At 42.0% G+C, this 12,630-nt stretch carries 9 protein-coding genes; 8 read left to right on the forward strand and 1 reads right to left on the reverse strand.

Features of this window, described 5'->3' with window-relative positions; translation table 11 throughout:
• On the forward strand, positions 1-3,198 hold the full coding sequence (locus tag Q4533_RS04760; RefSeq protein ID WP_102435466.1) for an efflux RND transporter permease subunit: 3,198 nt from the start codon (positions 1-3) through the stop codon (positions 3,196-3,198).
• A gap of 235 nt (positions 3,199-3,433) precedes the next feature.
• Positions 3,434-4,735 carry an ectonucleotide pyrophosphatase/phosphodiesterase gene (locus tag Q4533_RS04765; RefSeq protein WP_303502117.1) on the forward strand — a complete coding sequence of 434 codons (1,302 nt, stop codon included), beginning with the start codon at positions 3,434-3,436 and terminating at the stop codon, positions 4,733-4,735.
• Between the two features lie 50 nt (positions 4,736-4,785).
• Here Q4533_RS04765 and Q4533_RS04770 read toward each other — a convergent pair whose 3' ends face one another.
• Positions 4,786-5,034: a YdcH family protein gene (locus tag Q4533_RS04770; RefSeq protein ID WP_102476762.1), complete on the reverse strand. Its 249-nt coding sequence runs from the start codon at positions 5,032-5,034 to the stop codon at positions 4,786-4,788.
• A gap of 407 nt (positions 5,035-5,441) precedes the next feature.
• On the opposite strand from Q4533_RS04770, the gene Q4533_RS04775 reads away from it, so the two are divergent.
• From Q4533_RS04775 to Q4533_RS04800, 6 genes are all read left to right on the forward strand, one after another.
• Positions 5,442-5,936, forward strand: coding sequence for a multiheme c-type cytochrome (locus Q4533_RS04775; protein ID WP_303502120.1), 495 nt, complete (start codon positions 5,442-5,444; stop codon positions 5,934-5,936).
• 642 nt (positions 5,937-6,578) lie between these two features.
• The gene (gene hyaA / locus Q4533_RS04780; RefSeq protein ID WP_102435474.1) at positions 6,579-7,715 is read left to right on the forward strand and encodes a nickel-dependent hydrogenase small subunit; all 1,137 of its coding nucleotides are present in this window, start codon (positions 6,579-6,581) and stop codon (positions 7,713-7,715) included.
• A 3-nt stretch (positions 7,716-7,718) separates the two neighbouring features.
• Positions 7,719-9,422, forward strand: coding sequence for a nickel-dependent hydrogenase large subunit (hyaB, locus tag Q4533_RS04785; RefSeq protein ID WP_102435476.1), 1,704 nt, complete (start codon positions 7,719-7,721; stop codon positions 9,420-9,422).
• Positions 9,423-9,451: 29 nt separating this feature from the next.
• Entirely contained in the window at positions 9,452-10,117 is a 666-nt protein-coding gene (cybH, locus tag Q4533_RS04790; protein WP_303502121.1) for a Ni/Fe-hydrogenase, b-type cytochrome subunit, read from the forward strand.
• Positions 10,118-10,120: 3 nt separating this feature from the next.
• On the forward strand, positions 10,121-10,675 hold the full coding sequence (locus Q4533_RS04795; RefSeq protein WP_102476759.1) for a HyaD/HybD family hydrogenase maturation endopeptidase: 555 nt from the start codon (positions 10,121-10,123) through the stop codon (positions 10,673-10,675).
• On the forward strand, positions 10,668-12,629 hold the full coding sequence (locus Q4533_RS04800) for a hypothetical protein (RefSeq protein WP_303502122.1): 1,962 nt from the start codon (positions 10,668-10,670) through the stop codon (positions 12,627-12,629). The genes Q4533_RS04795 and Q4533_RS04800 overlap by 8 nt, the downstream gene beginning before the upstream one ends.
• Position 12,630: the final 1 nt, after the last annotated feature.

The raw sequence follows: 12,630 nt of genomic DNA on the forward strand, positions 1-12,630 counted from the left end.
ATGGAAGACACCCATAAAGGTTTGATTGCTTGGTTTGCCCGCAACAGTGTGGCGGCAAACTTATTAATGATCATCATATTACTTGGTGGCTTACTGACTGCAAACACCATACGTAAACAGTTCTTCCCAGCGGTTGAAATTAACTGGATTGAGTTCAGCGCCGTTTATCCGGGCGCTGCGCCCCAAGAAGTTGAAGAAGGCATTACGGTCAAAATAGAGCAAGCCTTAGAAACGGTTCAGGGCTTGCAGCGGGTTATTACCTATTCTAATCGTAACCAAGCCTCTGGTTATTTCAGAATTGAAGACTCATACGATCCGCAAATTGTATTGGATGAAGTTAAATCAGAAATTGACTCAGTATCAACATTCCCAGCAGGCATGGAGTTTCCGAAAGTTGAGCGCATAAAAATACGCCAAGAAGTGATGTATTTAAGTTTATATGGCGACTTATCTCAACGACAACTCAAAGACTTAGGCGAAAAAATTCATCAAGAAATCATGCAACTGCCTAATGTAAATATTTCAGAATTCTATGGCGGACTTAATTACGAAATCAGTGTCGAAGTCAGTAAAGACAGACTCAGAGAATTTGGTCTTAGTTTTAACGATGTTGCAGAAGCTGTACGTGGTTATTCCCGTAATATGTCAGCGGGACAAATTAAAGCTGAAAATGGCTACATTAACTTACGAGTAGAAAACCAAGCGTATGTCGGATATGAGTTTGAAGATTTACCCTTATTAACCTTGGATGACGGTACTAACTTATTACTGGGAGACGTTGCGACGGTCAACGATGGCTTTGAAGAAGGCATTCAATATTCTAAATTCAATGGCCAAAATGCTGTCACCTTTTTTGTTGGCGCCGCTAAAAACCAAAGTATCACCGATGTTGCCGATACTTTAAAAAAATACGTTACTGACAAACAGGCTATTTTACCAGACGGTGTGACCTTAGAGCCTTGGGTTGATATGACCTACTACCTTGAAGGTCGTTTAGATTTAATGCTCGATAGCATGAAAACAGGCGCATTATTAGTCTTTATCATGCTGGCGTTATTTCTGCGAGTGCGGTTAGCGTTTTGGGTAATGATGGGCTTACCCGTGTGTTTCTTAGGTACGCTATTATTTATGCCAATGGGCTTTATTGATGTCACCATCAATGTCATCAGTTTATTCGCCTTCATACTGGTATTGGGTATTGTGGTCGATGATGCCATTGTGATGGGAGAAAGCGCCCATACTGAATGTGAAGAAAACGGTCAAAATATCGATAGTGTTATTCGCGGGGTTAAACGGGTCGCCATGCCGGCAACCTTTGGGGTATTAACCACCATTGCAGCGTTTTTACCGATCACCTTAGATGACGGCCCTTCATCAGCCTTTGGTCAAGCCATTGGGTTTGTGGTTATTTTGTGCTTAATCTTTTCATTAGTGGAATCAAAGTTAATTTTACCGTCACATTTAGCGCATATGAAAAAACCTAAAGTTGTGCAACCGGGTTCTAAAAATCCGTTAGATTGGTTAAGAAATATCGTTAACTTTATTCAAGGTAAAATTGAAACAAACCTAGCGAATTTTATTGCTAATGTTTACCGCCCTAGTCTAACTGCTGCAGTAAAATACCGTTATTCAGTTATTGCGACCTTTGTGATGTTAATTGTTATTTGCGCAGCCCTTTATATAAGCGGCTTAGTACGCTTTATTGGGCAACCTAAAATCCCCCATGATTTTCCTCGTATCACCTTGGAAATGAATGTCGATGCCGCAGAAACCGCAACCCTTAATGCCGCCCATGCCATTGAATCTGCCCTGCGTACTGTTGAGAAAGAGCTTGAATCTCAATATGGTCAAGGCATGATTGCAGAGTTACAAGTTGAGCTTCAAGGTCGTACAAAAGCAGAAGTGAGGACAAAACTGGTCGACCCGGTATTAAGACCCATTAATACCTTTGAAGTGGCTGAATTATGGCGCCAAGCGATGCCAAATATCCCAGGAGTTAAATCTTTCACCATCCAAGATAGTTTATTTGGTGGTGGCCGAGATGATGGTGATATTAGTTTCCGACTAGAGGGTAACGATGAGGCGCAATTAATTGCTGCATCGAAGGAGTTAAAAGAAAAGTTAGGTACTTTAAAAGGGGTGAGTGACATTAATGACAGTCGTCAATCCTCTGCCAAAGAAGTGCAATTTGACTTAAAACCTTTAGCCCACAGTTTAGGCCTAACCCTGGCTAATATTGCTTCACAAGTCGGTAATAGCTTTTACGGACTTGAAGCACAGCGGATTATCCGTAACGGCGAAGAAATCAAGGTGATGCTACGCTACCCAGAAGAGCAACGTAACTCTATCGCCCTCGTTCAGGAGGTGTTGATTAAAACGCCTCAAGGTGCTGAATTACCCCTGTCTGAAGTCGCTAATATAAACGTAGTTCAAGGCGTGAGTAGTATTCGCCGTGAAAATGGTAACCGAACCATTAATGTATGGGCCTCGGTTGATGCTGAACAAGCTGAGCCATTTAAACTCGCCAAAGATATTCGTGATAATTTCATTCCGCAATTATTGGCAAAATACCCTCGAGTGAAAAGTGAGGTTTCTGGCAGTATTCAGGAGCAACTTGATAGTGCCGATACCCAAATGCGTGATTTTATTATCTCTATGTTGGTGATATACAGCTTATTAGCGATACCGCTTAAGTCATACGTGCAACCCTTTATGATCATGTCGGTGATCCCATTTGGCGTGATTGGCTCAATGCTTGGCCATATCATTTTAGGTATTGATTTAAGTAACCTTTCTGTATTCGGGATTATTGCCGCTGCAGGTGTGGTGGTCAATGACTCACTAGTGATGGTGGATTATGTGAATAATTCCCGAAAACAAGGGGTTAAACTCAATGATGCGGTAATTAACGCTGGTTGCAGACGTTTTAGAGCGATTATGTTGACCTCTTTAACGACCTTTATTGGTCTAGTGCCAATCATGACTGAGACCAGTATGCAGGCACAAATGGTGATACCAATGGCCGTATCACTGGCGTTTGGGGTGTTGTTCGCAACAGTGGTAACACTGTGTTTAATCCCTTGTCTTTATATAGCAATTGAAGATACGCGGATTTTCTTGAGAGGTTCTTGGAGACATTATTTTCCATTAACAGCTGAAGAGCATAAAGCAGAGTTAGCCAGTCAAGCAGTAAAATAATCGGTTAACAATGTGACCAACTTAAAAGCGAAACAGGATGTTTCGCTTTTTTATTGTTTTAATTTCAGTTAATTGCATTGATAATTAACTAAAATACTTGTTAACTAATCAGCCTGCAAAATATGACACATCATATGATTGTCATCAACACTAACTATGATGGCTAAATTAGATAATAAAAAGAGTTCAAAGTAATTTTTGTCTTCGACTAAATACAATAATAAAGGAAGCAATAATGCGTCAATGGTTAGCATCCAACAGCCTTGCAAGGTTAAAACAACTTAGTAGCAGTATTACTATCGCATTGGTTTTTTTAAGCCATAATATCATGGCAGATGAAACATCATCATTAGGGTCAAATCAGCCCCATAATGTCAATGATAAGCCCTATGTGTTACTTATCTCTATTGATGGTTATAGGCATGATTACAATAAAGTTCATCAGCCTAAGTTTCTTAATAACTTTGCCAGCAATGCCGCAACAATAACGCAATTAACGCCGTCATTTCCAACAGTCACCTTCCCTAACCATTTGACACTGGTTACCGGTCTCTATCCCAGTAATCATGGCATTGTTGCTAATCGTTTCTACAACCCCACATTAGGGCGCCATTACGCTTTAAGCGACCATGATGCCGTCACCGATGGCCTTTTTTACGCTGGCGTTCCACTTTGGTCTTTAGCTGCCCAACAAGGGATGAAATCAGCAACGTATTTCTGGCCCGGCTCAGAAGCTGAAATAGCGGGTTTTAGACCCACTTATTGGAAACGATATGACGGTAGAGTCGCAAATGAAACCCGTGTCGAGCAAGTTATTGAATGGCTTAAATTACCTGAAACGCAGCGGCCGCAATTTGTGACATTATACTTTTCAGATGTCGATAGCGCAGGTCATCATCACGGGCCGTTATCGCAGCAAACCCATGATGCTGTCAATTACATTGATAAGGTCATTGCTAGCTTAATCGAGCAAGTGAATGCGCTACCTTATGCGGTTAATATTATCATCACATCAGATCATGGTATGGCACAGGTTGCTGATTTTGAGCGTATCTACACAGACAAACTGTTTGCCGATGATGAGGCATTAAAATCTCGATTTAGTTTTATTAATGACGCCGCTTTTTCATTAGTGCGCGCCCATGGCAATAATAAAGACCAAGATTTAATTGCCCTTGAGAAACTAGTTGCTGCGACCGATGGCTTAGCATTTTATAGAAAGGAGTCGATACCTAAGCACCTTGAGTATGACTTTAATCCCGCCATTGGTGATGGGATTTTGGTCACCCATGATCATTACATTACCAGCAGTGATGCAAAACCTGGCGTTAAGGGTAAACATGGCTACTACGCTGAAGTGATGCCGGATATGAATGCCATTTTTTATGCCAACGGCCCGGCTTTTAACCATCAAGCAGAAATTGAGTTAGCTAAAAATATTCATGTTTACCCTTTAATTGCACACATACTTAATTTATCTATTAGTGAACCCATTGATGGCAAATTTGACGTGCTGTCTCCTTTATTAAAGCAATAAAAAAACGGGCAATATCTAATCGATATTGCCCGCTTCTTAAATACATTCTTTTAGCCCTGTTCTGCCAAAGTAATTTGATGATAAAGGGCGTCTTTCATTACTACACGCTGCTGCTTTAACTCATGGATGGATTCGTCTGCGATGGGCGAGTCTCGCATCTCAAGATCTCTAATTTGTTTATCTAACGCATCGTATTTTTTCATTATTTCAGCAAAATCGACATTGCTGCTAATAAGCGAAGTAATCGTATCTATGTGATCTGGAAATTCGTTTCTGAGGGAATGATTTTCACCTAGCATAAAAGCCTCTTATATCCTGTCTTCAATGAGTTAAACGTATCTATGTGTACTTACGCGGTAACGCTAGTCGTTCTCTTATTAAAATGTAGAGCAATTGATATAAAAAACAAGTTGCTCGGCATAATTTACCACTGCGCTTAGCGTTGATATCCACTGCATTAGGTATTGCGAAACTATGCTGCCAATATTGCTTTAGTCATAAAAGCATAATAACAGTGCTTTTCCAGTACTTTAACAGTAGCCAAAAAAATTCAAAAATGGCGAATAAATCAAGATTGCCACCAGCAAAGTGTTGGTTAATTGTTAATTTCATTTTACTATAAGATCTAAATAATCTTTGACGTAAATTTAAGATTAAATTCAATCAGCTAATCAGTATTACCTTCTTCAGCTTAACGACCTTTTTTGTGAATGCGACTACACCAGCAGCTGAATTTAGTGGCAGCCAAACCTGTGTTGAATGCCACCAGCAACAATACAGTGATTGGCAAGGCTCGCATCATGATATGTCTATGGGGCGGACTACTGCAGATATCGTTCTAGCAAACTTTACCGATCAACAATTTGACTACCAAGGTGAAGTCTCACGTTTTTTTATGAGAGTAAGTGAGTACTGGGTCAATATTAAAGGCCCAGATGGCAAGTTTAACGACTATAAAATTAGCTATACCTTTGGTTATGAACCTCTACAGCAATATATGGTTGAATTTGAAAATGGTGCGATACAACTACTCCCTTTTGCTTGGGATAGCCGTAGTAAAGATGAAGGCGGACAGCGCTGGTTTTATTTATATCCTGAAATGGATCCTTATGACGAGTTCTTTTGGACCAATAAAGGCCAAAACTGGAACTACATGTGCGCTGATTGTCACTCAACCAATGTCAAAAAAACTATAACGTAACAGACAATAGCTTTGACAGTAGTTGGTCAGAAATCAACATGGCCTGTGAAACCTGTCATGGCCCCGCCAGTGAGCATATCAAATGGACAAAAAATCAAACACAGCCGCTGGCCCAATATGGCTTTAATCGCGATTTAACCCCGAAAGTAAGTCAGTAATGAGCCGCAACGCTTATACACATTATGTCAATTTAAAATTAAATATCGCGATCCAAGTACTAATGCATGTTTAGCGAAATTATCAACCTTAGTACCGCCACAGGTATTGAAACAATTGACTGGCAGTTAACTTAAATAATTATGATGAAATGCGCGTTGAATTTGAGATAAGTCAGCGCGATTTTACTGGTTTTAAACAGCCATAAAGTTAGAAATTGAAATTCACTTTTGCTGTAAATAAAATCAACATCAGACAAGTACGTCCAATAGCTTCTAGTTTCCTAGTGACTTCTATTTAGCTGCTATCAATCCTCGCAAAAAACTTCAAGACTCAACAGCTCACTATTTGTTCAAATAGCGAAACACTCTATTTTTATATGTGTTCAATAAGTGAACAATGATTGATGTGTATCAATATACCTATCCCTAACAGATCTATATTTAATAAAGCAGTTTGATCCTCCAACATGGATAAGGTTATCAGATGGATACACATGCAGCTTTATATCAACGATGTAAAACACGAATTGCGCAATTGCAGCAGTTACAACCACGTCACAGCGTTAGCCTAAAAGATAAATTAATAAAAAATGGCATTAGCCGACGTGAGTTTATGACTTGGAGTGCATCTGTTACCGCACTACTCGCATTGCCCCTGCCTTTCACCAATCTAGTTGCCGAAGCCGCTGAGCTTGCTGATCGAGTACCACTGATTTGGCTGCATATGGCCGAATGTACCGGTTGTTCAGAATCCCTTATCAGAACCGACAGCCCTAATTTAGACAGCCTCATCTTTGATCATATTTCTTTGGAATATCATGAAACATTGATGGCTGCAGCCGGTTGGCAAGCGGAAGAAAACCTTGAGCATGCTATGGAGGCATATAAAGGTAATTACTTATTAGCGGTAGAGGGTGCTGTACCAACGGCTAATAATGGCACTTATTTAACGGTCGGCTGTAAAGGCCATACCGGAATGCAGATAGTAAAAGAAGCAGCTGCTGGGGCGGCTGCAATTATTTCTGTTGGAACTTGCGCCGCATTTGGCGGCGTACAAGCTGCAGCCCCAAACCCTACTGGTGCTAAAGGTGTGCAAGAGGTTATTGATAAACCGGTGATTAATTTAGGCGGTTGTCCTCCTAGTGAAAAGAACATTGTCGGTACCTTGATGTATTTCATCATGTTCGGAAAACTGCCCGCGTTAGATATGTTTAATCGCCCTAAATGGGCATACGGCGCTAGAGTGCATGATAACTGTGAACGTCGTGGTCGTTTTGACGCTGGCGAATTTGTAGAAACCTTTGGCGATCAAGGTGCTAAAGATGGCTACTGCCTATACAAAATGGGCTGTAAAGGCCCTTATACCTACAACAACTGCCCCACTGAACGCTTTAATCATCATACCAGTTGGCCAGTACTTGCAGGTCATGGCTGTATTGGCTGCGCTGAACCTAATTTTTGGGATGATATGGCGGATTTCGAAAAGCCATTAGGCAGACAGTTGCTCCACGGTATTGATGCCACTGCCGATACCATTGGTACCGTCATTCTTGGTGCGACCGTTGTGGGCATAGGTGCTCACGCAGTAACTAGTCTTTTTGCTAAGCCGCTAGAGGAATAAACCATGAGTAAACGAGTCGTTATCGATCCTATCACCCGTATCGAAGGCCATTTACGTGTTGAAGTTGAAGTTGATGAAAATAATGTTATTCAAAAGGCCTGGTCATCTTCTACCCTTTGGCGTGGTATTGAAGTCATTTTAAAAGGCCGTACTCCTATGGATGTCGGCCTAATTGTGCAACGTATTTGTGGGGTATGTACCTATTCTCATTATCGCTGCGGTACTGAAGCGGTTGAAAATGCCTTAGGGGTTAAAATCCCGCTCAACGCAAAGTACTTACGCTCGTTAATGCAAACCTCTTTGTATATGCATGATCACATTGTGCACTTCTATCATTTACATGGTTTAGATTGGGTTGATGTGGTGTCAGCCTTAAGTGCCGATCCGGCATTAGCCGCCCAAGAAGCCAATAAATACACCGAAAACCCTATCGCCACTGGCGAAGGTGAATTACGCGCCGTACAGCAAAGAGTCAAAGGCTTGGTTGATACCGGAAAGCTTGGGCCTTTTGCTAATGCCTATTGGGGCAATAAAACCTACAAGTTCACGCCAGAGCAAAACCTCATTGCCCTATCCCATTACCTTAAAGCGTTAGAAGTTCAGCGTGTAGCAGCTGAAATGCTAGCAATATTTGGCGGCAAGTCGCCGCATCCGCAATCCCTTGTAGTTGGCGGTGTTACCTCTGTTAGAGACATGCTAAGTCCTGCACGTTTACAAGAGTGGAAACAAAAACACGCTATCGTCCATGACTTTATTATCCGCGCTTATAAAGCCGACATCGTTATGGCAGCTGCCGCCTTTGGTGGCGAGCCAAGTGTGTTAGGCGGCGTCAATGTTAAAAACTTTTTAGCCACCGATGACTTTATCTTAGCTGATGGTCAATATCTGTTTGAGCAAGGCGTGATAATGAATGGAGATTTAGCCGGGGTGAGCGATTTAGATCCCGATGCCATAAAAGAAGATGTCACCCACTCATGGTATGACGCAAAAACCGCCCAGCACCCCTATGACGGCACAACGATTCCAAATTACACCGGATTTGTTGAGCGCGATACCGTGTATGGCAAATTACCGACTGTCGATGGTGATGGAAAATACTCTTGGGTTAAATCCCCACGATATCAGGGCGAACCCGTAGAAGTTGGGCCGTTAGCCTGTTTACTGGTGAACTATGCCCGTGGCAACAAGATTGTTGTTGATAGTGTTAATGGGTTGCTCGCCGCAACAGGCCTGCCTATAGAAGCATTATTCACCACCTTAGGCCGCACCGCGGCGCGCATGCTGCAAACCGTGATTGTGGCAGAAGAAGGCTTAAAAACCTTTGATGCCATGTTAACCAATATGCAATCGGATGAATCTACCTATGTGACACCAGAAATAGACTCAGATCGCGATTACATCGGCCATGCGATGATTGAAGCGCCGCGTGGAATGCTCAGTCACTGGATCAGAATTAAGGGCGGTAAGATAGAAAATTACCAAGCTATTGTTCCTACCACGTGGAATTCTGGCCCTGTCGATGCTGACGGTAAAGTTGGCCCTTATGAAGCATCACTGATTGGGCTTGAACTTGAAGATCCAACCAAACCACTGGAAGTCATTCGAATTATTCACTCGTTTGATCCATGTATGGCCTGCGCGGTACACGTAATGGATTATAAAGGTAATGATTTAGGTGAATTCCGCATCGATCCTAACGGGTTTTAGCAAGTTTGCGGATCTAAGAGGAAAGGATTATGACTCAAATTGCAACCCATCGCAGAGAACTCATCTTCTCACCTGCCATACGGATATTCCATTGGCTTAGAGCACTGTCTATTTTGATGTTAGTGGTAACTGGTTTTTACATTTCATGGCCATTTTTGGTGGCGCCCGCATCTTCTGATGTCTTGGTTCAAGGCGGGATCCGCTTTGTACATCTCGTGTTTGGCTTTGTACTTACCAGTATCACCATAGTACGTTTTTACTTGTTCTTTTTTGCTAAAAGCGCCATTGAACGACGTTCAATCAGAGATGTTTTAAGCCTGAAGAGCTGGATAGCACAAATTAAATCCTATATCTGGATGGGACACTTAGATAAAGCTGGCGTATACGGACCTTTGCAGTTTGTGACATACGTTGCCATATCATTTGCGGCTTTATTCATGTGTATCACTGGCTTGGTGCTTTATGCCAATGTTTATCATCAAGGGTTAGGTGGCGCTATATGGGAAATTTCAGCTTGGTTCACTGCCTTAATGGGCGGGTTAGCACAAGTACGAATTTGGCATCACATAGTCACCTGGGCTTTCATTATATTTGTGGTTATTCATATCTATATGGCGGTTTGGTCAGGCATACGCTTTAAGCATAACTCTGTTGACTCTATCGTCTCCGGTTATGACTACCATAAGGATCACTAGCTTTTGTCTACTAGCTTACTAATAGGTATAGGAAACGTTTTGTACGCTGATGAAGGGATCGGCGTACATTTTGTTAATTATATCGATGAAAAATACGCTTTCTATCAGCCAAACCATCAACTCGATATTTTAGATGGTGGCACCCTTGCTCAAGGACTTATCCCTATTCTTTGTCAATATGACAACTTAATTGTGGTGGATACCGTAAACAGTCCAGGGGTAAAGCCCGGAGAGGTGTATTCATTTAATTTTGATCAAGCGCCACCCGAAATTGATTGGCAAGGCAGTGCCCATGAGGTTGAGATGCTGCAAACCCTGATCATGATGGACATGGTCGGTGATAGACCCAATACTCACGTGATTGGAGTTACGCCGACAGTCATCGAGCCGATGACATTAGGCTTAACTGAGTCAATACAAGCTGCGGTGCCGACGATGGAAAAAGCCTTACTGGCACACCTTGAAAAAGCAGGTTTTAGCTATACAAAAAAACACAGTGTTAATATTAACGACTTAATCCCTGATTCCTATAAACGTGGATGTCAGCCCTATGCATAAAGTCAGTTTTAATTTTACCTGCCAGCGCCCAGTGGCCTTTTATGCGCAGCTTTGTAATCAATATATAGCCGATACCCGCTTTGACTTTAGCGCGGGTTTTAACAACAATCGCTATTTTTTAGAAGTTGAGGCCACAGAGCCACAACTCGCCGCCCTTGCCGATGAGATTGCCGCCAAATTTTTATATTCAATCTGGTTATGCTCTGCTGATGTCGGTGTCATCAAAACCCGTAAAGGCAGCCAAAAGCCGCTAGCCCATGCTGAGCTCAACATCAGTTACTGTAGTGAATGCCAGCCGCAGATGGTTAATGCCGCAGATGCTAACTTTTTAAAGCTTGATCTAGTTTGTCCCCATTGTCACGGCCATGAGCGTATAAGCACCTTAGAGCAATCTATGGCGCCGCAAGATCTTATTGCAATTGCAGCGCGGTTAAAAAATGACACCAAGATTAGTTTAAGCAGCAGTGGCAGCACTTATTTAAGTTCTGAATTAAGTTCTGTATCAAGTTCGGATCCAAGTTCAAATTTCAGTTTGAGCTTACAACCTTTTGCCAAAAACGCTGGCCAACAACATATTTTAATCTGTAACCCCCAGCATTTAAGTAAGTATTTTGCAGTGCAGCAGTACCATACCCTCGCCTTATCCAGTTTAGAAAAACCGCGACTCAAACTGATGTCAGCTGATGCAGCAGTCTTTTCAGGTGTTACTACTGCTAAACATCAAGCTAAGTGTAAAGTCCAGCCAACACTTACTGATCCATACTATCAAGTGAGCTTTGCTGACAGTCGTTTACTTATGGCACTGGCTGATCAGCTAAACACTATTGGTATTGATTGGGTCTATATTGATATAAACGATTCAGTTAGCGCTGATACTCATAACGACTTACACAAGCCTTTAACTAAGTCCATAGCTAAGCCAAGCGTAACTCGCATCAATAATGCTTGGGTAGAAATCGCCAGCAATCACCAATTTTCCATTAATGGCGCCAGCCCATTACATGATGTTGCTCAATACAAACACTATGAAGCCAGCTGGAATAACAAACAGATCCATTGCCGTATGTCAGCAGCTGATAACACCGCTGTGACTGAATTAACAGTGACTGGAATAGACGCGGCTTGCTGCGCCATGCACGCAGGTTTGCTGAATTTGTCTGAAGCTGTGATCAGTCAAATTTCCAATCGAATGCTGTCGAATCAAACGCTAGCAGCAACAGACAAACAATCCATCACCAGTGCCACACTCTATTTTAGCCATGACAACCCCAGTGTAGTTATTACCCAAAATAAACAACAAAAAATTGCCCAGTTTTTACGATTACCGACTTTTGAGCAACATGGCGCTGATATTATTGCGCAATTACAGCACGAAGAATCAAAAGTACTCGCTAAGTTTACCCTAGCATTTCCACAACAAATCCATCAATTAGCACTAACCACACTGGATAAAGCTAGTGATAATATTCAACATTTTATTGGCCTAGCTGCCATGTTGATTTTAGATGATGAGGCCTTAAATCAATTAACCAGTATTGACGCGAAAGCAGATGCGTTTCATGCACTGGCGCAGCAGTATCATGGTAATAATGCCCCTAGAATTGATTTTCCACTTTGTTCAGAAAACGGCTATAGGAGCATTAATTGGCGCCGTACCTTTGCCAGCTTAATGAGTTTTAAATTAGCTGGCGCCAATCCCGCCATTTTAGCTTTTGGCTTTTTTGATTCACTGGCTGATTATCTTAGTAACTGGCTTGATCATCTGGAGCAGCAACAAGGAATTGATGCCGTGGTGTTAGCAGGCAACGATTTAGTCTATAGCGTACTTGCTGAGCGCCTATGTATGCGGCTACAAAAGAATTACCCTCTAGTGGTAAACCATCAATTAGATCTCGATGGCGCCAACATTGCCATTGGTGGTTTGTATCTCGCCAAAAGACGTGGGTTAAGGTAAG

Origin of the sequence: Shewanella sp. 6_MG-2023 (assembly GCF_030547195.1) — a bacterium.
GTDB lineage: Bacteria > Pseudomonadota > Gammaproteobacteria > Enterobacterales > Shewanellaceae > Shewanella.